Raw genomic sequence first — 22037 nt, 5'->3', positions numbered from 1 at the left:
ACCTGGTCAGTTGGTGGTGGCGAGGGCGAACGGCAGCACCGCCGGAGCGCCGGAGTGCCGCAGCAGCCGGGCCACGACGGTCAACGTCCAGCCGGTGTCGACCAGGTCGTCGACCAGCAGCACCGGGCCGGTCAGCCCGGACAGCGCCGCGGCCAGCTCCGGCGGCGCGGCGAAGGCGTCATGGACGGTACGGACCCGTTGGGCGCTGTTGCCCCGGCCCTGCGCCGACGGCGGCTCGGCCCAGGCCGGCTCGACCGAGCCGAGCAGCGGCAGCCGGCCGACCTCGGCGATCCGTCGGGCGGTGCTGGCGACCAGCTCCGGGCGGGTCCGGGAGGCGACCGCCACCACCCCGACCGGTCGGGCCGGCCAGGGCTGGGCACCGCGCGCCCACTCGCGGAGCACGTCGATCACCGCACCGGCGACGTCGGCCGGCAGCGCGGTGTCCGGCCGGCCGGCGGCGAGCAGGTCCCGCAGCCGGCTGCCCCAGCCCAGGTCGGACAGCCGCCCGACGGCCCGGCCGGGCAGTGCCTGCTCGTCGGGGCCGATCTTGCCGCGCAGCGGTACGCCGACCGCCTCCAGCCCGGTCGGCCAGAGCTTCTTCGGGGGGATCTCCACTCCGGCGCGGCCGAGGAAGGTCTCGGCGGCGCGCAGCGCGTCCGGGCTCACCCCGGCCGGCAGCCACCCGCCGGCGCACCGGTCGCAGCGCCCGCACGGCTGGGCCTGCGGGTCGTCGAGGCAGTGGCGGAGGAACTCCATCCGGCAGCCGGGTCGGCCGGCCGGCGGTGCGGTGTCGGCCGGTACCGCGTACTCCTGCATGATCTGCTGCTCGGCGGTGCGGGCCTGGGCCACCCGGTGCAGCCGGGCGGCGTCGTAGTGCCACGGCTCGCCGGTGGCGACCCAGCCGCCGCGCACCCGGCGCACCGCGCCGTCCACGTCGAGCACTTTGAGCATCAGTTCGAGCCGGGTGCGCCGCAGGTCGACGATCGGCTCCAGGGCCTGGGTGGACAGCGGACGGCCGGCGTTTTCGAGGGCGGCCAGCACCGAGCGCACCTGTTCTTCGCGGGGGAAGGCCAGGGACGCGAAGTACCGCCAGATCGCCTGGTCCTCGGGGCCGGGCAGCAGCACCACGTCGGCGTACCGGTCGCCGTCGAGCGCCCGACCGGCCCGGCCCACCTGCTGGTAGTAGGCGATCGGTGACGGCGGTGCGCCGAGGTGCACCACGAATCCGAGGTCCGGCTTGTCGAAGCCCATGCCGAGCGCGGACGTCGCCACCAGGGCTTTGATCTTGTTGTCCAGCAGGTCCTGTTCGGCGGCGCGGCGTTGCGCGTCGTCGGACTGGCCGCTGTACGCGGCGACGGCGTAGCCCCGGGACCGCAGGAACTCGGCGGTCTCGGCGGCCGCCGCGACGGTGAGCGTGTAGACGATGCCGGAGCCGCGCAGCGTGTCCAGGTGGTCGGCGAGCCAGCCGAGCCGGTGCGCGGTGCCGGGCAGGTCCAGTACGGCCAGCCGCAGCGACTGGCGGTCCAGCGGGCCGCGCAGCACCAGCGTGTCGCCGAGCCTGCCGGCCCCGCCCTCGCCAGCGCCACCAGCGCCACCAGCGCCACCAGCGGCGCTGGTGGCGTCGAGCTGTTCGGCGACGTCGTCGGTGACCCGGGTGTTGGCGGTCGCGGTGGTGGCCAGCACCGGCGTGCCGGGGCGCAGCTCGTGCAGGAAGGTCCGGATCCGCCGGTAGTCGGGGCGGAAGTCGTGCCCCCAGTCCGACACGCAGTGCGCCTCGTCGATGACCAGCAGGCCGGTGGTGGCGGCCAGGCTGGGCAGCACGTTGTCCCGGAAGTCCGGGTTGTTCAGCCGCTCCGGGCTGATCAGCAGTACGTCGACCGCGCCGGCCCGGATCTCCGCGCTGACGGTGTCCCACTCGTCGAGGTTGGCGGAGTTGATCGTGCGGGCCTGGATGCCGGCCCGTTCGGCGGCGGCCACCTGGTTGCGCATCAACGCCAGCAGCGGCGAGACGATCACCGTCGGCCCGGCTGGCGCGGTCGGCGCCGACCCGGCCGAGGTAGCCGGGCCGGTGCCGGCGCGCAGCAGCGCGGTGGCGATGAAGTAGACCGCCGACTTGCCCCACCCGGTGCGCTGTACGCAGAGCACCCGCCGCCGGTCGACGACCAGCGCCTCGATGGCCCGCCACTGGTCGTCGCGCAACGTCGCGCCCGGCCCGGCCAGCCGGTGCAGCGTCTGCCCGGCGCGTTCGCGCAACTCGGCCCGGTCCACGGTCATGCCATGGACCGTAGCAAGGACCGGTCAGCGGGTGGCGGCGCGGACCGCCACCGCGGTGTCCGGGTGGTCGGCGAACAGCCCGTCCAGCCCGAGGCTGTAGAACAGCTCGTACTCGGCGGTGATGTCGCCCCGGGCGGCCGGGTCGGTGCCGATGCGGTGGTCGGCCGGCAGGAACTGGTTCTCCGCCCGGAACGTCCAGGCGTGCACCGCCAGCCGGGCCCGGTGGGCGTCGCGGATCAGCGAGGTCGGGGCCAGCAGCGCGCCGTCGGCGTCGCGCGGCACGATCAGGTCCTTGGTGGGTCCGATGGCGTCGGCGTACCGGCTGATCCAGGCGAGCCCGTCCGGGGTGGCCAGGTCGGCGTAGCCGCGCGGGTCACCGGCCACGACGAAGTCGTACGGCCGGCCGCTGCCGCCGAGCAGCTGCACCAGCCGCACGTTGGTCATCCGGCTCAGCTTGCGCAGGTTGGCGGTTTCGAAGGACTGGATGAACACCGCGTCGGTACGCCGGGTCAGCTTGTTGCGTCGCAGCGTGTCGACCAGCGGCTCCTCCAGCGGCAGTCCGATCGACTGGAAGTAGGTGGGGTGCTTGGTCTCCGGGTAGATGCCGATGGTCCGGCCCAGCCGGCGGCTCTGCGACCGGGCCAGGTCGATGACCTCCTGCAGGGTCGGCACCGCGAACTCGCCGTCGAACGCCGTGTTGGTCGGCCGGACCTGCGGCAGCCGCTCCACGGCTCGCAGGGTACGCAGCTCGGCCAGGGTGAAGTCCTCGGTGAACCAGCCGGTGACGGAGCGCCCGTCGATGGTTCTGGTGGTCCGCCGGTCGGCGAACTCGGCGCGGTCGGCGACGTCGGTGGTGCCGGAGATCTCGTTCTCGTGCCGGGCGACCAGCACCCCGTCGGCGGTCGACACCAGGTCGGGCTCGATGTAGTCGGCGCCCTGGCGGATCGCCAGCCGGTACGCCTCCAGGGTGTGTTCCGGCCGGTAGCCGCTGGCCCCTCGGTGCGCGATGACCAGTGGTTTCGGCTCGGCCTGCGGCTTGCCGCGGGCCGCCGGGTCGGTCGCGGTGGCGGCGGACGGGATCGCCATGGTGGCCAGCAGGGTGCCGGCGAGCAGCATGATCGGCAGAGTACGCGACAACGTCGTCTCCTCACAGGGGTTCCCGGGGCGCGGTCGGGCGTCAGTGAAGACGCCCGGGACGACGGGTGGGAGACCTGCGGGCGACGGGCGGACGGTGACCGGCCGACTATCACATGAATGCCGATCGATCTCCGGTTTTTTTCGGTTTTGCGGTGGTATGACATCTGTGATGCGCCGGCCGCTGCGAAACCCCGCCCGGATCGTGCCGATCGCGTTCCTCGGGGCGATCGCCGTGGGCACCGTACTGATGATGGTGCCGGCCAGCCGCCAGGGACCCGACGCGGCACCCTTTGTCACGGCCCTGTTCACCGCCACCTCGGCGGTCTGCGTGACCGGGCTGGCCGTCACCGACACCCCGGCCTACTGGACGCCGCTCGGCTTGGCGCTGATCACCCTGCTCACCCAGCTCGGCGGCTTCGGGATCATGTCGCTGGCCACCCTGCTCGGCCTGCTGGTGTCCCGCCGGCTGGGGCTGCGCAGCCGGCTCACCGCGCAGGCCGAGACCAACAGCCTCGCGCTGTCCGACATCCGGCGGGTGCTGCTGCGGATCGCGGCGACGATGCTCGGCGCCGAAACGGCGATCACCCTCATCCTGGCCGCCCGGCTGTGGCTGCACTACGACTACCCGCCGCCCCGGGCCCTGTGGTACGGGCTGTTCCACGCCGTCCAGGCGTTCAACAACGGCGGCTTCGCCCTCTACTCCGACGGGCTGGTCCAGTTCGTCGGCGACTGGTGGATCTGCCTGCCGCTGATCGTCGGTGTGGTGGTCGGCGGGCTCGGCTTCCCGGCCCTGTTCGAGCTGGCCCGCGAGCACGGCCGGCCGCAGCGCTGGTCGGTGCACACCCGGCTGACCGTGTGGGGCACGCTGGCGCTGATCGGCACCGGCTTCGTCAGCATGCTCACCTTCGAGTGGGCCAACCCGCGTACCCTCGGTCCGCTCGACCTGCCGGAGAAGCTGCTGGCCGCGCTGTTCCAGGACGTGATGACCCGGTCCGGCGGGTTCAACACGGTCGACAACGGAGCGTTCAACCCGGAGACGACGGCGGTCTCCATCGGGATGATGTTCATCGGCGGTGGCAGCGCCAGCACCGCCGGCGGCATCAAGGTGACCACCTTTTTTCTGCTGGCCTTCGTCATCTGGTCGGAGCTGCGCGGCGAGCACGACGTGGTGATCGGCCGGCGCCGGATCGCGGCGGCCAGCCAACGCCAGGCGCTGACCGTGGCACTGATCGGGGTGGCGCTGGTCGGGGCCGGCACGCTGGCGCTGATCAGCCTGACCGACGACATCGGCGGCGAGCAGGCGCTGTACGAGGTGACGTCGGCGTTCGGCACGACCGGGCTGTCCACCGGGATCACCGGTGACCTGCCCGACCCCGCTCAGGTGCTGCTCGCCGGGCTGATGTTCGTCGGCCGGATCGGCAGCGTCACGTTGGGCTCGGCGATCGCGTTGAACACCCGGCGGCGGCGGTTCCACTACCCGGAGGAGCGACCCATCGTTGGCTGACCGTACCGGCACCAGGTCCACCCGGACCGCAGTCATCATCGGGCTCGGCCGGTTCGGCGGCCAGGTCGCCGACTCGATGCTGCGGATGGGCTTCGACGTGCTCGGCGTCGACTCCAGCCCGGCGGTGGTCCAGCACTGGGCGGACCGGCTGACGTACGTGGTGCAGGCCGACTCGACCGACACCGAGGCGCTGCGTCAACTGGGTCTGCGGGACTTCCAGCGGGTGGTGGTCGGCATCGGCTCGGACGTCGAGGCCAGCGTGTTGACCGTGCTCAGCCTCGCCGAGATCGGCGTCACCGAGGTGTGGGCCAAGGCGGTCTCCGGCAAGCACGGCAAGATTCTGCGTTCCGTCGGCGCCCGGCACGTCATCTATCCGGAGGCCGCGATGGGCGACCGGGTGGCACACCTGATCACCAGCAAGATGCTCGACTTCATCGAGTTCGACGACGGGTTCTCGATCGCCGAGACCCGGCTGCCGAGCGGTACGGCGGGCCGGCGGCTCGGCGAGACCGACCTGCGGTCGCGGTACGGGGTGACGGTGATCGGGGTGAAGATACCGGGGGAACGCTTCACCTACGCCGACGGCGACACTGAGCTGCGCGAAGGTGCCCTGCTGATCGTCTCCGGCACCACCGAACAGGTGCAGCGGTTCGCCGCCGCCACCTGAACCCGTACCTACCGCGTCATCAGAGCCGGACCGCCCACCGGTGTCCTACCGGACCGGGGACGGGTCGGTGGCGGGCTGACCGGTCGCCGTTTCCAGCAGTTCGGTCGTCGCGCCCGCCGCCTGCCCGGGGACCGCCGCGACGGACACGCCGCAGATCAGCTCGTCGAGGTGGAACTCCAGCGGCAGCGTGTTGACCCCGTCGTAGTCACCGGCCAGTTGGAGCTGCGCGGTCGCCCCCGGGGCCAGGGTGGTGGCGTCGGCCGCCGGCCGCAGCCGTACGTCGCCGCCCTGCTGTTCCCACTGCCCGCCCCGCACCGCGGTGAGCCGCTGGGTGCCGGGGAAGGCGAAGCGCAGCGACCAGTCGGTCAGCTCGGCGGAACCGGTGTTGGTGACGGTGGCCGCCGCGACGAACTCCCGCCCGGAGTCGCCGCGCACCGTGTATTCGACCCGGCAGGGCACCGAGGACTGGGCGGCGAGCCCGAAGTCCGGCGGCGCGGCCACCGCCTCGCGGAATCGGTCGGTGGCCGGCGTGGCACCGGCTCCGGCCCAGACCAGGGCGCTGAGCAGCATCAGGCCGACCCCGATCACCACGGCTTCCGCCCGGCGCTGCACCCACGAGGTCCGCAGCCGGCGGCGTCGGCCGGTGCCGGTCGCGACCGGCAGGTCCAGCCCGGTGACCTCCAGCCCGCAGGTGACGTCGACGCCGACGGGTGGCGGGCCGTCGTCGGTGCCGCCGTCGGTGTCGGAGCCCGGCCGGTTCGGTAGCGGCGCCACCATCGACGGCGACAGCCCGGCGGCGACCCCGACGGAGGCCGCCAACGTCTTCGCCACCTCCTCGCTGGTCGGCCGGTCCGCCGGGCATTTGGCCAGGCACCGCAGGGTGAGGTCGACCACCTCGGCCGGCAGTCCGGCGACCGGCGGCATCGGGTCGGGCACGGTGTGCAGGTGTGCCCGCAGCATCTGGGTGACGCTCGCGGCCTGCCAGGGCAGCCGGCCGGTGAGTGAGCGGTAGAGCAGCAGGCCGACGGCGTACACGTCGGTGGCCGGGGAGACCTGGCCGCCGTTGAGGCGCTCCGGCGCCAGGTACGCCGGGGTGCCGAGCAGGTTGCCGTCGGGGCCGACGTCGCTCTCGCCGGCCAACGCGGAGATACCGAAGTCGACGACCTTCGCTCCGGTGCTGGTCAGCATGACGTTGGCCGGGGTGACGTCGCGGTGGACGACGCCGGTGGCGTGCGCGGCGGCCAGCGCCGAGGCGACCTCGGCGCAGGCGACCACCGCGTCCCGCCAGGACAGGATGTGTTTCCGGCGCAGCCGGGTGGCCAGCGACTCGCCGTCCACCAGCTCCATCACCACGTACGGCAGGGTGGCTTCGTCCCGGACGGCTTCGCCGTAGTCGTAGACGTTGGTGATGTGTGGGTGGCACAGCCGGGCGGCGGCCTGCGCCTCCACCCGGATCCGGTGGCGGAACACCTGGTCGGGGGCGTACTGCGGGGCGAGGACCTTGATCGCGACCTGCCGGTCGAGGATCTCGTCGTAGCCGCGCCAGACCACCGACGTCCCGCCGGTGCCGAGCCGTTGGATCAGCCGGTACCGGTCACCGAGCAGTTGCCCGCAGTCGTTCGCCACCCCGCCCATGACACCCGAGTTGCCCGATCTGGCCCAAGCTACACCTGCGGAAACGCATCAGGGGGCGACAAGCAGCTGGTCGACCGGGGCATAGTCGTCGGTGAGCGGCTGCGCGTCGGCCACGAAATCGGTCAGTTCGTCCCCGGCGAGCAGATCGAACTCGGCGCCGACCGAAGCGGTCAACCGGGCCCGTACCTCGTCCAACGGCAGCGGTCGGTCGGCGGCGAGGATGACGAAGTTGCTGCCGCTGAGCCGGGTCGACGCCCCCGGCCGGGTGATCAGGGCCACCTCGGGGAACTCGGCCGCGACGGTGGCCACCTCGGCCTGGATGAACCGTAGTGGCGGGTAGTCGATCACGTTCTGCAGGTAGATGCCGTCCGGTCGGGTCACCCGGCGGATCTCGGCGGCCATTTCCCGGGTGGCCAGGTGCCAGGGCACCACCAGGTGCCCGAAGGCGTCCCCGACGACCACGTCGACGCTGTCCGTGGGCAGGTCGGTGACCAGGATCCGGGCGTCGCCGACCACCACGGCCAGGTCGGGACCCGGCTGTACGTCGAGCTTCCGCACGCCCAGGTCGACCAGTCCACCGTCGATCTCGTAGACGGTGTTGCGGGTGCCCGGCCGGGTGGCGCTGAGGTACCGGGGCATGGTGAAGCCGCCGCCGCCGAGGTGCAGCGCGTCGAGCGGTTCTGCGGGTGGGGCGGTCACGTCGAGGGCGGCGCCGATCCATTTGGTGTAGGCGAACTCCAGATGGGTGGGGTCGTCGAGGTCCACGTACGAGTGCCGGGCCGAGTTGAGCAGCAGCAGCCGGCCGGAGTCGCGGTCCGGGTCGGCCTGCACGGTGGCGCAGTGGTACTCGGTTTCCACGTCGCACGGGTCGGGTGCGACGACGGCGAGGCCGACGGCGAGCAGCCCGATCACGGCGACGGCGGCCCGGGTGGCGGTGCCGGCCCGGCCGCCGCCTGCGGTGCCGCCGGTGGCGGTGGTCGTGGCGGGTGGCCGGGTGCGGTGCAGGTGGAGATGCACCCCGAGGGCGATGCCGCAGCCGCCGAGCAGCAGCGCCAACGTCATCATGATCACGCTGCTGGGTAGCGTGGCGACCAGGAAGAAGCCGGTGCCGAGGGTGGCGGTGATCGCGCCGAGCGTACCGATGCTGGACAGCTTGCCGACCACCTCGCCGGTGCGGTTCAGGTCGCCGAGCTGGAGTTTGATCACCAGTGGGGTGACCGCCGAGAGCAGCGCGGCCGGCAGCACGATGGCCACCATGGTGAGCAGCAGGATGCCCACCACGGCGCTGCCGCGCAGTAGTTCACCGGCGTACCGCACCAGCGGGAGGGTGATCGCGGTGGTGATCCCGGCGAGGACCAGCGCGGCCGGCAGCAGCGGGCGGGGGTCGCGGCGGTCGGCGATCCGGCCACCGATCCAGGTGCCGTAGGCGATCGCGGCCAGCGCGACGCCGATCACCGCGCTGTTGGTCTGCAGGGTCACCCCGATGTACGGCCCGACCAGCCGCAGCGCGACGATCTCCAGCACCAGTACGGCGCCGCTGGAGACGAAGACCAGCGCGGCGGCCAGGCCGGGCCGCAGCGGCGTGGCCGGCGGTGCCTCGACCTGGGTGCCGGCTGCGGGCTGGGTGCCGGCGGCGGAGTCTGCCGGGTCGGCGCTGTCGGTGGCGACGTCCGGTGGTGGCGAGTCCATCGCAGTGATGGTACGCATCCGGCCCGCCGCCCGACCGGAGGTCGAGCGGGATGCACGGAGGCCAGGTCAGAGCATCGAGAGATGCACGTGGTTAGGTCAGAGCATCGACAGATGCACGTGGTTGGTGTGGTCGCCGGCCGGGCTGCCGCCGCCGTTGTACGACCGCCAACCGGTGCCGGGCATCCAGATCTGCCGGTACCAGATGACGTAGAGCACACCGAGCCGGTCGGCGTTGTTGATGTAGTAGCTGGCGAGGTTGTTGCCGTACGTGCGGTTGCCGCCGGTGGCGGCGCGGTTCTGGAATCCGCCGGCTTCGGCGGAGAAGTCGCAGGCCCGGCCCTTGGGGTGCTCGCCGCTGCCGCCGTTACGGAAGCAGGAGACGTACCGGGTGAAGCCGGCCGCCTTTGCCTGGTTCAAGGCGTGCAGGGTGCGCGGCGTGATGCAGCCGGAGGTGGTCGGGTCGTCGACGTTGCAGGACTCGGAGGGCCAGGAGCCGTCGGAGTTGCGGGGCGCGGGTTTGGCGGCGGCCGAGGTGGTGCTGACGAATCCGCCGCTGGACTGGCCGCCGACGGCCGCCAGGGCACGCTCGGCGTCCTGCTTCTTGCGGGCCATGATGGCGACCTGCTTTTCCTGCTCCCGTACCTCGTTGTCGATCGCGGCCTTGGCCCGGGCGGCCTGCTCGTGAGCTTCGGTGAGCGCCCGCAGGTTGCGGCCCTCCCGCTGGGCCATCACCTCCAGCCCGGCGGCGCGGTCCAGCATGTCGGCCGGGGAGGCGCTGTTCAGCAGCAGGGTGACCGAGGTCAGCCGCCCCACCCGGTAGGACTCGGCCGCCATCAGCCCGACCTCGTCGGTGAGCGAGACGAGCCGATCCTGTACGGCGTCGTACTGGGCGGTCAGCTCCTTCTGGCGCTTCTTGGAGTTGTCCAGCTTGGCCTTTGCTTCGATGTGCCCCTTGGAGGCGGCTTCCAGGACCTCGCGCAGGCTCTTGTTGTCGCCTTCGTCCGGGGCGTCGGGCGCGGCCGAGGCGACCGGTGTGCCGATCACCAGCGCGATCGCGGTGACCAGCGCAACGAGTGACGCCGCCGCACCGGAGCGCCGCCGGATTATCGTCGTGCCGACCACTGTCGCGTCCTCCTGGATCACTTGTCAGCTCGCGGTCTGGTAACTCGCGGTCCGTAAACCGGGCACAGCTTACCGGATTTCACCGTCGCCACTGGAACACCGGCGCGTCGAGTGCATTACCACACTATGCAGATGGTGCGCAGTCGAGTCCCAACTATTACCTGCAGCAATGAACTCATCACGCAAAATCAGTGCGGTTACGGATTGTGGCCGTCGGTGTGTCGTAGAGCCATCCCGGCGGTGCCGCAGCTGGCCAGTAAATTAAGCTAGCCTAACCTTATCCACAGTCTCCAGTGAGGATTCCGGTGCCACGATCCGAGGCTCACGTCCGGACCCCACGGTCGCGGCGCCACCTGACCCACCTGTGCGAACACTTCGCCACCGCCGTACCGGTCAAATGGACCGCCGACCAGGGGCTGATCGACTTCGGTTTCGGCACCTGCCGGATCGACGCCACCGACGACAGCCTCACCCTGCACGCCGACAGCGACGACGACATCGGGCTCGCCCGGGTCGAGTACCTCGTCGGCGAACACCTGGAACGCGCCGGCGCCCGGGAAAGCCTCGCCGTCGACTGGCAGCCGGCCGGCGGCTGAGGGTCACCCGCCCGGCAACAGCGCCGCCCGTACCTCCTGCCAGGCCGCGTCGGTCCGGGCCACCAGCAGCCCCGACCGGTCGTCGGTGAAGTCGTACGGGCTGCCGTCCAGCCGCATCGCCACCCCACCGGTCTCCCGCACCAGCAGCGTGCCCGGCACGTGATCCCACGGCAAGGTCCGCCAGAACACCGCGAAGTCCTGCTCGCCGGCGGCGATGTCCCAGTGCTCCCGGCCGGCGCAGCGCTGCCCCGGCAGCACCGCACCCACCCGGTCACCGCCGGCCTCGACGGCGGCCCGCACCGGCACCGGCAGATACTCCAGCGGCACCGCCCCGCGCAGCCGGTCCACCGGTGGCGTGGCCGACGGCGACGTCAGCCGTACCCCGTCCACCCAGCAACCGGACCCGCGCTCGGCCGACACCAGCGACCCGGCCACCGGGTCGAGGATCCAGCTCGCCACCGGCGCACCGGCGGCGAGCAGGGCCACCATCATCACGAACGGCCGACGGCCGGCCGCGTAGTTCGCCGTACCGTCGATCGGGTCGACCAGCCAGACCCGGCCGGCGTCGCGCAGCCGGCGCAGCAGCCGCTGATCGACGGCGACCGCCTCCTCACCGACCACCACCGAACCCGGCGCCAGCCGGCGCAGCCCGGCCGCGATGACCTCCTCGGCCTGCTGATCGGCGACGGTGACCAGGTCACCCGGGGCCTTCTCGGTGATGTGCTCGGCGGACAGCTGGTTGAACCAGGGCAGCACCGCCCGCGCCGCCGCCTCCCGCAGCAGCTCACCCACCTCGTCGATCATGTCTCAGCCGCGCGGGGGCAGCTTCACCACGCTGACGAAGAACTCGTCGATCTGCCGGATCACCGCGATGAACCGCTCGAAGTCCACCGGCTTGGTCACGTACGCGTTCGCGTGCAACTGGTAGGAGCGCAGGATGTCCTGGTCGGCCTGCGAGGTGGTGAGCACCACCACCGGGATCCGGCACAGCTCGTCGTCCTTCTTTATCTCTTCGAGGACCTCACGGCCGTCGCGCCGGGGCAGGTTCAGGTCGAGCAGGATCAGGTCGGGCAGCACCGCGTCGGCGTACTTGCCCTCCCGGCGCAGGTAGGCCAGCGCCTCGGCGCCGTCGGAGACGACGGTGAGCCGGTTACGGACCTTGTGCTCCTCGAACGCCTCCTGGGTCATCAGCACGTCACCCGGATCGTCCTCGACCAGCAGCACCTCTATCGGGCTCTTGCCGTCCGGTTCGGTCATCACGCCATCGCCTCCTTGTCCGCGCCGCCGTCAGCCGCCGTCAGCCGACGCGGCGGACGCCGGGTCCGGGCGGGCGGTCACCGGAAGCGTAAAACGAATCGCCGTACCCTCGTCGACCTGGGTGTCCACCCAGATCCGGCCGCCGTGGTACTCGACGATCTTCTTGCCGATCGCCAGCCCGATCCCAGTGCCCGGGTAGGCGTCCTTCGAGTGCAGCCGCTGGAAGATCACGAAGATCTTGTCGGCGAACTCGGCCTCGATCCCGATGCCGTTGTCCCGGCAGCTGATCTCCCACTCGCCGTCCAGCTCACGGGCGGAGATCTCCACCCGGGGCGGCACCTGCGGCTGGCGGAACTTGAACGCGTTGCTGACCAGGTTGACCAGCAGATTCGTCAGCAACGGCTCCTCACCGGGGATTACCGGCAACTGCGACCAGGTCAACTCGCCGCCGGCGTACTCCCGGCTCGCCTCGGTCTGGCCGGCCACCTCGGTCATCACCTTGTTCAGGTCGACCTCGGTGAAACCGGAGGTCACCCGGCCGATCCGGGAGAACGCCAGCAGGTCGTTGATCAGCCGCTGCATCCGCTGCGCGCCGTCGACCGCGAAGGCGATGTACTGGTCCGCGCGGGCGTCCAGCTGACCGGCGTACCGGCGCTGCAGCAGCTGGCAGAAGCTGGCCACCTTGCGCAGCGGCTCCTGCAGGTCGTGCGACGCCACGTAGGCGAACTGCTCCAGGTCACGGTTGGACCGGACCAGCTCCTCGGCCTGCTGCTGCAGCTGGCTGTTCACCCACTCGACCCGTTCCCGGGACTCCCGTACCTCGGCCAGATCGGCGGCGATCTTGCGCCGCATGCCGTCGACGTCGCTGGCCAACGCGGCCAGCTCCGGCGGCCCGACGTTGGCGATGTCCCGCTGGTACGCGCCGTTGGCCACCTGCCGCACCTGGGCGGCGAGACCGGTGACCGGGCCGATCACCAGGCGGTTCAGCGACATCAGCAGCACCACCCCGGCCAGCACCACCACCGCCGCCGCGACGGCCAGCAGGCCGGCCAGCGTCCGGCTGGTGCCCCGGGCGTCCGCCGCGACCTGGTCCCGGACCACCAGGATGTCCGCCTGCAACTGGTCGACGTCGGTCCGCAGCGTGTCGAACCGCTGCCGGGCGGCGTCGTCGAGCAGCGTCTGCCCGGCGGCGGTCCCGTCCGCCTCGACGGCGGCGATCGCCGGCTCGGCGACCCGGTCGCGCCACTGCTGCGACTGGTCGGCGACCGCCTCGATCTGGGCGCGCAGCGGGTCGTCCGGGCCGGTCAGCCCGAGCATGTGGTCGAGCAGCTGCCGCTCCCGGGCGACCCCCTGCCGGTACGGTTCGAGATCGGCCGGGTCGCCGGAGACCGCGTAGCCGCGTACCCCGGTCTCCTGGTCGACCAGCACGGTCAGCAGGCTCTCCGCGTCGGCCCGCAGCGGGCCGACCTGGGTCAGTACGGTGTCGATGTGGTCCTGGTTGGCCCGGGCGACCAGGGCCGCGCCGCCGGCCAGCACCGCCAGCAGGCCGCCCACCACCACGCAGAGCAGCGTCACCCGGGCGCGCAGCGTCAACCGGCCGACCGGGCCGACGGTCACCGGCCACCGCCCCGGCTGACCAGCAGCATCGCCACGTCGTCGGCGAGCGGGCCACCGTTGATTTCCTCGGCCTGCCCGACCAGCCAGCCGGGCAGCGCCGGCAGCGGGACGTCCCGGGCCGCCGGCTCGGCCACCAGCCGCTGCAGGCCGGCCACGTCCAGCCGTTCGTCGGAGTCGCCGAGCCGCCCCTCGATCAGACCGTCGGTGTACATCAACAGGGACCACTCATCGGCGTCGAACTCCACCTCGAAGGCGCGGGGAGGGCGGGGGTGGACGCCGAGCAGCAGGCCGCCCGGGGCGGGCACCGGCACGACCTGGCCGTGGCGGAACAGCAGCGGCGGCGGATGTCCCGCCAACCGTACAGTGGCCCGGTTCGCGGCCAGGTCCAGCCGGACGGCGGCCACCGTGGCGAAGATCTCCCGCAGCCGGCGCTCGCTCATCAGCACCTGCTCCAGCGCCGGCAGCACCGCGTCGTCGGCCACCCCGGCCAGCACCAGCGCCCGCCAGGCGACCCGCAGCTCGACCCCGAGCGCGGCCTCGTCGACGCCGTGCCCGCAGACGTCGCCGACGATCAGGTCGATCCGTTCCGGGGTGGTCTGCACCACGTCGAAGAAGTCGCCGCCGATCAGCGCGGCGTGCCGACCCGGCCGGTAGAAGGTGTGCACCGACACCTCGTCGGTGTCCATCAGCGGCTGCGGCAGCAGGCCGCGCTCCAGCCGGGCCGACTCGGCCTGCCGCAGCTCGACCTCCCGAAGCCGGCGGGCGTTCTCGTCGGCCCGCTTGCGCTCGACGGCGTACCGCAGCGCCCGGCTCAGCAGGACCCCGTCGACCTGGCCCTTGACCAGGTAGTCCTGGGCACCTTCGGTGACCGCGCCGATGCCGAGGTGCTCGTCCTGACGCCCGGTCAGTACGCAGACCGCCGCCCGGCCGGCCACGCCGAGCACCCGGCGCAGACCGTCCAGCCCCTGCGCGTCCGGCAGACCCAGGTCGAGCAGGACGCAGTCGACCCCGGCGATCCGCTCCCGGGCCTGGTTCAGGCTGTTCGCCACCACCAGGTCGACGGCCGCCTGCGCCTCGGCCAGCAGCTCGCCGACCAGGAACGCGTCGGCCTCGTCGTCCTCGACCAGCAGCACCCGCAGCCGCTCCGCCGGCGGGACAGGAATCGGCGGGCCCGGCTCGGACCGAGGATAGGAACGGGGCGGAACGACTGACGAACCGGTCATACCGGCCTGCTACTGGTCCGCCGCCGAGCCAGGTGAGTATCGATGGTGGGCTCCTTCTCGATGACCCGCTGATCGTCTCCCAGCCGACCAGGGCACACAACTACGGGAACATTCACAAACTAGGCCACCCGGCCGATGCCCGGTGACCCGGCCGGCCGAGGTTGGGCAGGATGTAGGCACCTTTACCCCCGCAGCGCAGGAGAGCACCATGGGCGTACCCCTCGTCGCCGCCGCCCACCGGGCGTTCGCCCGGCCCCGACGGCGGCCGGCTGCCGCGCTCGCCGCGCTGGCCGCCCTCGGCCTGGTGGCCGCCGCCGCACTGGTCGACCTGCGCCCACCCGCGCCGCGTGGCGTCGACGCGCCGGCCACCGAGTTCAGCGTGGACCGGGCCCACCAGCACATCGAACGGATCGCCCGGCGGCCGCACCCGACCGGCAGCGCCGCCAACGACGAGGTCCGCGACTACCTGGTCGACACGTTGACCGGGCTGGGGCTGGCACCGCAGACGCAGGACGCGGTCGGTGTCGAGGCCGGGCAGCTCAGCGGCGCGGCCAGCGGCGCCACCCTGGCCCGGGTACGCAACGTGGTCGCCCAGATCCCGGGGACCGACCCGACCGGACGGGTCGTGCTGGTCACCCACTACGACTCGGTCCAGGTGAGTCCGGGGGCCAACGACGACGGCGCCGGCGTCGGCACCCTGCTGGAGGTGGCCCGCGCCATCACCGGAGGTGACCGGCCGCGTAACGACGTGGTGCTGCTGTTCACCGACGCCGAGGAGGCCTGCCTGTGCGGGGCGGCGGCGTTCGTCGCCGGGCATCCGCTGGCCGACGCCGACGACAGCGTGGTGCTCAACCTGGAGGCGCGGGGCAGCGGCGGGCCGGTGGTCACCTTCGAGACGTCCCGCGACAACGCCGCCCTGGTCGACGTGTTCGGCCGGGCCGCCCCGCACCCGGTCGGCACGTCGTTCGCCGTCGAGGTCTACCGGCTGCTGCCCAACGACACCGACTTCACCCCGTTCCTGGACGCCGGCTTCGCCGGGCTGAACTCGGCGTACATCGACGGATCGGCCGTCTACCACACCCCGCAGGACACCCCCGGGTCGATGGACCGGGCCAGCCTGCAGCACCACGGCGACAACACCCTCGGCCTGGCACGCGGGTTCGGCGCGGCGGACATCCCGGCGCTGTCCGCCGACTCCGACGCCACCTACTTTCCCACCCCGCTCGGGCTGGCCCGCTACTCCGGCGCGCTGACCTGGCCGTTGGCGGTGCTGGCCGCCGTCGCGGTCGGCGTACTGGCCTGGGCGACCCGGCGACGCGGCCGGGCCGACTGGCCGCGACTCGCCGCCGGGTTCGGGCTGGCGGCGATCCCGCTGGTCGCCGCGTCGGCCGCCGCGCAGCTGCTGTGGACCGTCGTGGTCCGGCTCCGGCCGGAGTACGCCGACCTGCTCGACCCGTACCGGCCGGTGCCGTACCGGCTGGCGGTGCTGGCGCTGACCACGGCCGTGATCTTCACCTGGTACGCGTTGCTGCGGCGGCGGGTCGGCCCGGCGGCGCTGGCCGTCGGGGGGCTGGCCTGGTTGGCCCTGATCGGTCTGCTGCTCGCCGCCCTCGCCCCCGGCGGGTCGTACCTGGCGACGCTGCCGGCGCTGGCCGGCACGGCCGGTTGCCTGGTCGCGCTGTCGCTGCGGATCACCGGCCCGTGGCCGGTGGTGGCGTTGGCCGCCGGGGCGACGGTCGGCGTGCTGCTGCTGGCGCCGACGGTGGTGTTGCTCTTCCCGGCGCTGGGCATGGGCCTGGCCGCCGCCGCCGCGTTCGTGGCGACACTGCTGGCGTTGGCCACGTTGCCGGTGCTGGACCTGCTGCTGCCGCAGGCCGGCGGGCAGCGCGGCGTCGCCGCGGTCCGGGCCCGCCGGGCCGGGCCGGTGCCGGCGGTCGCCGCCGGGCTCGCCGCGCTGGTGCTGGCCGTGGTCGGCTTCGTCATGGACCGGTTCGACGCCGACCATCCGGTGCCGACCCAGCTGATGTACGCGCTGGACACCGACTCCGGTGAGGCCCGCTGGTTGAGCCGGGAGACCCGGCCGCAGCCGTGGACCGCCGGGTACGTCGACCAGACCGCCTCGGTGGCGGACGAGTTCCCGCTGATCGGCGACCATCCACTGCGTACCGGGCCGGCCGAGGCGGCGGACCTGCCGGCCCCGGCGCTGGACCTGCTCGACGACAGCGGGGTGGCCGCCGACGGGCTGCGGACCCTGCGGTTGCGGCTGCTGCAGCAGCGACCGGTCCGGCTGGTGGGGCTGCACGTGGCGGCCGACGGGCCCGAGATGGTGTCGGCGACGGTCGCCGGCCGGGAGGTGCCGGTCGAGCCGACCGGCACCTCGTCCGGCGACGGGTGGAGCTTCGGGACGGTGTTCCACGCCCCGCCGCCGCAGGGGCTGGAGGTCGTGCTGGTGCTGCGGGTCGGCGACGGCGCGGACGCCGCCGCCGACCCGGTCCGGGTACGGGTGGCCGACGGTAGCGACGGCCTGGCCGACCTGCCCGGGTTCACTCCCCGGCCGACCGGGGTCGGGGTGGCCGGCTCGCACACCAGCGAACTGGTGACCGTCGCCCGGACCTACACGTTCTGACCTCCACGGTCCGGTGCCCGCCCGGGCGGCGCAGGGGTGTGGATCAGCCGCGGCCCTGGTCGACGATGAAGGCCGCGATCCAGGCCAGCGGGGCGTTCCAGTTGATGGTCAGCTCGTTGGTGGACCAGGACTCGATGTCGTCGACGTAGCAGAACTGCGGCGCGCAGCCGGTCAGCAGCCGCTGCGCCACCGGGTCCTGGATCGACGAGTTCGGACCACCGGCGAGCGTGCCGCGCGGCGGGTTCGGCAGCTCGGGGTTGAGCTGCCGGGCGTACCAGCGGGAGTGCTGGTTCTGCGACGACACCGTGCCGTAGCCGGTGACGTAGGAGATGTTCAGCGCGTTGCGGCCGAAGATGTAGTCCATCGACTGCAGCACCCCGTCGCGGTACTTCTCCTTGCCGGTCAGGTCGTAGGCGGTGGCGATCACGATCGCGTTGTTGACGACGACGCTGTTCGAACCCCAGTCGTAGATGTTGCCGACCGGGGTGTACGGGATGCCGTACGGGTGGGCCTTGAGCGTGGCCAGGTAGCGGTCGGCCGCCTCGATCACCGACGCCCGCACCTGCCACCAGCCCGGCAGGCTGTTCGGCACCGTGGCCAGCGCCATCCGGCCGAGCGGCGCGGTCCACTGCCAGCTGAAGGCGCCTTCCTCGAAGATGTCACCGGTGTGGTGCGGCGAGGCGAGCACGAAGTCGCGGAACTCGCGCTCCCCGGTGGTCAGGTAGAGCTCGGCGGCCGCCCAGTAGAACTCGTCGGTGACGTCGACGTCATCGTAGGCGCCGCCGCCGGTGGCGTCGGCCGGGTCGGCGTACATCTCGGGGTTGGCCTTGGCCGCCGCCCACGCGTCGCGGGCCGCGTGCAGGTTGCGGTCGGCGAAGGCCTCGTCGTACGGCGCGAACACCCGCGCCGCCTGGGCGGCGGTGGCCGCCAGGTTGAGCGTGGCGGCGGTCGACGGCGGGTGCAGCTCCCGCAGCTGGGAGTCGAGGTGCGGCAGCAGCGGCAGACCGGTCCACGCGGCGTCGTGGATCTTGTGATGGGCCATGCCGGCCAGCGGTTGCCCGGCCGGGACCTGCATCTTGAGCATGAACTCCTGCTGCCAGCGGACCTCGTCGAGGATGTCCGGCAGCTTGTTGCCGCTCTCCGGCAGGTCGAGCACGCCGTCACGCTGCAGCCACGGCTTGCCGTGGCCGACCCGCAGACCACGCTCGTACTCGCTCATCAGCTGGTAGACGGAGATGCCACCGTTGACGACGTACTTGCCGTGGTCACCGGCGTCGTACCAGCCGCCGGAGACGTCCAGGGTGTAGTCACAGACGCCGGGCTGGCAGGGCACTTCAAGGTCGCCCTGGTTGGGTTCGACGCCGACGTGCCCGGCCGGGCGGCCGTAGCCGGGGCGCAGGTCGTCCAGGATCTCGATGCCGCTGCGCTGGGTGTAGTAGAACTTCAGCGCGTCGGCACGCAACTGCGTGTAGAAGGTGGTGCCGATCTCGAACGGGTGGCTCGTCTCGCCGTCGGCGACCAGCGTGTAGCCGGTGCCGGGCCGGACGAAGCGGCTGAACGTGATCGCGTGGACGTTCTGCCCGGAGGATTCGTCCAGCCCACGCGGCTTCGTCTTGCCGTTGACGACGACCTTGCCGCCTGAGTCGTACAGTTTCCACGGCAGCGGGTCGGTGGCGTCGGTGACAAGGGTGGCGTTCTTCGGCCCCTTCGGCAGGTAGCCGACCTGGTTGACCCGTACCCGGGGTCCGGTGTCCGGCACGTACTCCTCCGGTTCGGCGCCGCCGCGCAGCGACACGTCGTCGAGGCAGAGCCGCCACGGGTCGGTGCTGCCGCCGACCTGGAAGGCGACCTGGGCGTTGGGCAGGTCGGTCGGGGCGGTGAAGGTGTACGTGTAGTTGTTGCCGGAGACGCTGACCTCGGGGTTGGCCGCCATGAACTGGGTCCACGGGTCGACCGGCAGTTGGATCAGCGCCCGGATCACCTTGTTGGGGGTGGCGGTGGCGAAGAACTTGTATTCGTACGTCTCGCCGGCGACCAGCGGGACGTCGTCCTGGCCGATGATGACGTCCCACGGGTTGACGGTGCCACCGGGGATGTCGGCGCAGAGCTGCTGGCTGCTGGAGTCGAGGGTGATGTTGGGGGTGCCCCACCAGGGGGCGTGACCGTCGTCGAAGGTGCCGTTGACGATCTGTTCGGGTGCCTCGTCCTGCGCTTGCGCGGGGGCAGCGGCGGTGAGGGCGGTGGCGGTCAGCGCCGCCACCGCGGTGACAGCGAGCGGAACGGTCCGCCGCCGGGAGAGTATCGACACGCCTGGTCCTTTCGATGGTCGTGCGGCGCGGGCGAGGCTCTGCCCGGCGCGCCGCGTCAGCGGTCGTGCATCGAAAGCAGCGGATGGGAGCGCTCCCACCCGCAGTACTCGAATATTCTCAGCGTGTTTCGAGCATGTCAATAGATCTATGCCGGCGCCTTCAGCGGGGGCGCAGCACCGACACCCGGTCGTAGACCTCGTTGCGGGCCAGACCGGTCAACTGGCCGGCCAACGACCGTACCGTCCGGGTGTCCAGCCCGGCACCGAGCAGCAGCTCGATCACCCGGTCCGGGTCGAGGCCGCCGGCCCCGACGCCGTTGGTCGACTCACCCCGCCGGACGCCCTCCACCACCACGGTGATCTCGCCCTTGACCTCGGCGCGGGCGGCCAGCTCGGCGTGCACCTGGGACAGCGGGCCGCGCAGCCACTCCTCGTGCGACTTGGTCAGGTTGCGCACCAGCGCCGCCGACCGGTCGCCGAGCACCTCGCGTACGTCGGCCAGCATCTCCACCACCCGGTGCGGCGCTTCGAAGAAGATCAACGTGGCGGACAACGAAGCGAGTTCGGTCAACGCGGTGCGCCGCGCCGCCGACTTGCGGGGCAGGAAACCGACGTACAGGAAACGGTTGGCCGGCAGCCCGGAGCCGACCAGCGCGCTCAGCGCGGCGCTCGCCCCCGGTAGCGGGTCGACCCGCAGCCCGTCGGCGAGCGCCGCCCCGACCACCAGGTAGCCGGGGTCGTTGACCAGCGGCGTACCGGCATCGGAGATCAACGCGACGTCGGTGCCGGCGTTCAGCGCCGCAAGCAGTTCCTTGGTACGGGCCTGCTCGTTGTGGTCGTAGCAGCTGACGACGCGGACGTTGATCTCGTGCGCGTCGAGCAGCCGTCTGGCCCGTCGGGTGTCCTCGGCGGCGACCAGTCCGGCGGTACGCAGCACGTCGAGCGCCCGCAATGTGATGTCACGTGGGTTGCCGATCGGCGTCGGCACCACCGACAGCGTGCCGCGCCGCTCGCCACCCCGTTCACCCTGGGCGACCTGCTCACCCCGCCCGCCGGTGTTGCCCTGGTCGGCCCTGCGTTCGTCGGCTGCCTCGTTCACCCGGCGATGGTAGCCACCCGGCCGGCCGTCACCGTTGCTGGCCGCACGAACCAGGGGTGGCCCCGGTCGGGGCGCAGCAGGTGTCGCCGCGCCAGGCCTCCCGGCCTTCCTTGACGGCGACGGCGGCGATGACGAGGGCGGCGGCGGGGTCGGCCCACCACCAGCCGAACAGCGAGTTGACCGCCAGCCCGACGAGCAGGACGGCGGACAGGTAGGTGCAGAGCAGGGTCTGTTTGGAGTCGGCGACGGCCGACACCGAGCCGAGCTCCCGTCCGGCGCGGCGCTGCGCGGTCGAGAGCACCGGCATGACCGCCAGGGACAGCGCGGCGAGGACCAGCCCGACCGTGGAATGGTCCGGCCGGTGCGCGCCCAGCAGCGCCCGTACCGATTCGACTCCGACGTAGCCGGCGAGGGCGAAGAACGACAAGGCGATGACCCGCAGCGCGGCACGTTCCCGACGTTCGCGGCGTTCGTGGTCGGCGCCGGTGAACTGCCAGGCGACCGCGGCGGCGGAGGCCACCTCGACCACCGAGTCGAGGCCGAACCCGATGAGCGCGGTGGAGGAGGCGACGGTGCCAGCACTGATCGCGACGATCGCCTCGATCACGTTGTAGGTGATGGTGGCGGCGACGAACCAGCGGATCCGCCGGGCGAGTGTCGCCTGCCGGGCGGCGGACGGCTGGGCCGGGCCGGTCGACCGGTTCTGTCCGGTCGACCGGTTCTGTCCGGACGGTCGGGTCGGCCCGATCGGGATGAGCGGCAGCTGGGCGGACATCAGCAGCAGTCGTCGGTGTCAGCCGACGGGCAGGCCGCCGGGTCGACGGTCAGCACCAGGCCGAGCAGGTCACCCAGGGCGTGGGCGAGCCGGGGGTCGGCCAGCTCGTAGCGGGACCGCCGGCCTTCGGGCACCGCCACGACCAGGCCACAGCCGCGCAGGCAGGCCAGGTGGTTGGAGAGGTTCTGCCGGCTGGTGTCGAGCAGGTCGGCCAGCTCGGCGGGATAGCCCGGGCCGTCGCGCAGCGCGAGCAGCAGCCGGGCCCGGACCGGGTCGGACAGGGCGTGCCCGAAGCGCGCCAGCACCTGCCCGTACGTCAGTGTCTCCATGACCCGCGACAGTACATCAAACGCTGAATAAATCAATCAGTGAACCATTGTCGCCGGCAGCGCCGGCAGCGTCCGGCCCGCACCGAGCAACCTCAACCACGGCGGTACGGGCGGGGAGGGCTGACAGGTCAGCGGGGCAGCGGGGCATGGTGTCTCTGCTGGCCTGATGCCACAGGTGC

17 protein-coding genes are annotated in these 22037 nt (G+C 72.3%); 4 read left to right on the top strand and 13 right to left on the bottom strand.

Annotation, left to right across the window (positions count from 1 at the left end):
- Positions 1-6: 6 nt before the first annotated feature.
- Entirely contained in the window at positions 7-2274 is a 2268-nt protein-coding gene (locus EDC02_RS33555) for a DEAD/DEAH box helicase (RefSeq protein WP_123606206.1), read from the bottom strand.
- A 24-nt stretch (positions 2275-2298) separates the two neighbouring features.
- On the bottom strand, positions 2299-3411 hold the full coding sequence (locus EDC02_RS33550) for a glycerophosphodiester phosphodiesterase (RefSeq protein WP_123606205.1): 1113 nt from the start codon (positions 3409-3411) through the stop codon (positions 2299-2301).
- A gap of 169 nt (positions 3412-3580) precedes the next feature.
- On the opposite strand from EDC02_RS33550, the gene EDC02_RS33545 reads away from it, so the two are divergent.
- Both EDC02_RS33545 and EDC02_RS33540 read left to right on the top strand, forming a co-directional pair.
- Positions 3581-4915, top strand: a complete 1335-nt coding sequence (locus EDC02_RS33545) for a TrkH family potassium uptake protein (protein WP_123606204.1) — start codon at positions 3581-3583, stop codon at positions 4913-4915.
- On the top strand, positions 4908-5582 hold the full coding sequence (locus tag EDC02_RS33540; RefSeq protein WP_123606203.1) for a TrkA family potassium uptake protein: 675 nt from the start codon (positions 4908-4910) through the stop codon (positions 5580-5582). The genes EDC02_RS33545 and EDC02_RS33540 overlap by 8 nt, the downstream gene beginning before the upstream one ends.
- A 45-nt stretch (positions 5583-5627) precedes the next feature.
- Here the strand turns inward: EDC02_RS33540 and EDC02_RS33535 are convergent, their stop codons facing one another.
- The 3 genes from EDC02_RS33535 to EDC02_RS33525 all read right to left on the bottom strand — a co-directional run bounded on the left by EDC02_RS33535 (position 5628) and on the right by EDC02_RS33525 (position 10028).
- Entirely contained in the window at positions 5628-7217 is a 1590-nt protein-coding gene (locus EDC02_RS33535) for a serine/threonine-protein kinase (RefSeq protein WP_123606202.1), read from the bottom strand.
- 48 nt (positions 7218-7265) lie between these two features.
- The gene (locus EDC02_RS33530) at positions 7266-8906 is read right to left on the bottom strand and encodes a fused MFS/spermidine synthase (RefSeq protein WP_199758000.1); all 1641 of its coding nucleotides are present in this window, start codon (positions 8904-8906) and stop codon (positions 7266-7268) included.
- 96 nt (positions 8907-9002) lie between these two features.
- Positions 9003-10028, bottom strand: a complete 1026-nt coding sequence (locus tag EDC02_RS33525) for a hypothetical protein (protein WP_233606576.1) — start codon at positions 10026-10028, stop codon at positions 9003-9005.
- 305 nt (positions 10029-10333) lie between these two features.
- Here EDC02_RS33525 and EDC02_RS33520 point away from each other — a divergent pair, with 305 nt between their 5' ends.
- The gene (locus tag EDC02_RS33520; protein ID WP_158632400.1) at positions 10334-10624 is read left to right on the top strand and encodes a DUF2218 domain-containing protein; all 291 of its coding nucleotides are present in this window, start codon (positions 10334-10336) and stop codon (positions 10622-10624) included.
- Positions 10625-10627: 3 nt separating this feature from the next.
- Here the strand turns inward: EDC02_RS33520 and EDC02_RS33515 are convergent, their stop codons facing one another.
- From EDC02_RS33515 to EDC02_RS33500, 4 genes are read right to left on the bottom strand one after another with little or no spacing between them, the layout of a single operon-like run.
- Entirely contained in the window at positions 10628-11428 is an 801-nt protein-coding gene (locus EDC02_RS33515) for an inositol monophosphatase family protein (RefSeq protein ID WP_123606200.1), read from the bottom strand.
- Between the two features lie 3 nt (positions 11429-11431).
- Positions 11432-11881, bottom strand: coding sequence for a response regulator (locus EDC02_RS33510; RefSeq protein ID WP_123606199.1), 450 nt, complete (start codon positions 11879-11881; stop codon positions 11432-11434).
- Between the two features lie 30 nt (positions 11882-11911).
- A complete protein-coding gene (locus EDC02_RS33505) occupies positions 11912-13498 on the bottom strand; it encodes an ATP-binding protein (RefSeq protein WP_233606575.1) in 1587 nt (528 codons plus the stop codon).
- The gene (locus EDC02_RS33500) at positions 13495-14721 is read right to left on the bottom strand and encodes a PP2C family protein-serine/threonine phosphatase (RefSeq protein WP_123606198.1); all 1227 of its coding nucleotides are present in this window, start codon (positions 14719-14721) and stop codon (positions 13495-13497) included. Before EDC02_RS33500 ends, EDC02_RS33505 begins: the two co-directional genes overlap by 4 nt.
- 208 nt (positions 14722-14929) lie before the next feature.
- On the opposite strand from EDC02_RS33500, the gene EDC02_RS33495 reads away from it, so the two are divergent.
- Complete coding sequence (locus EDC02_RS33495) at positions 14930-17347, top strand: M28 family peptidase (protein ID WP_123606197.1); 2418 nt, start codon at positions 14930-14932, stop codon at positions 17345-17347.
- A gap of 43 nt (positions 17348-17390) precedes the next feature.
- Here the strand turns inward: EDC02_RS33495 and EDC02_RS33490 are convergent, their stop codons facing one another.
- The 4 genes from EDC02_RS33490 to EDC02_RS33475 form a co-directional block, all read right to left on the bottom strand.
- Positions 17391-19655 (bottom strand): glycoside hydrolase family 9 protein, encoded by a 2265-nt coding sequence (locus EDC02_RS33490; RefSeq protein ID WP_199757999.1) that lies wholly within the window; start codon positions 19653-19655, stop codon positions 17391-17393.
- Between the two features lie 160 nt (positions 19656-19815).
- Complete coding sequence (gene rsmI, locus EDC02_RS33485; protein WP_158632399.1) at positions 19816-20754, bottom strand: 16S rRNA (cytidine(1402)-2'-O)-methyltransferase; 939 nt, start codon at positions 20752-20754, stop codon at positions 19816-19818.
- A gap of 28 nt (positions 20755-20782) precedes the next feature.
- The gene (locus EDC02_RS33480) at positions 20783-21529 is read right to left on the bottom strand and encodes a cation transporter (protein WP_123606195.1); all 747 of its coding nucleotides are present in this window, start codon (positions 21527-21529) and stop codon (positions 20783-20785) included.
- A complete protein-coding gene (locus tag EDC02_RS33475; protein WP_123606194.1) occupies positions 21529-21858 on the bottom strand; it encodes a helix-turn-helix transcriptional regulator in 330 nt (109 codons plus the stop codon). Before EDC02_RS33475 ends, EDC02_RS33480 begins: the two co-directional genes overlap by 1 nt.
- Positions 21859-22037 lie beyond the last annotated feature (179 nt).

This window comes from Micromonospora sp. Llam0 (genome assembly GCF_003751085.1).
GTDB lineage: Bacteria > Actinomycetota > Actinomycetes > Mycobacteriales > Micromonosporaceae > Micromonospora_E.
Note: the sequence above shows the minus strand (reverse complement) of the source record. Positions and strands in the feature narration are given on the sequence as shown.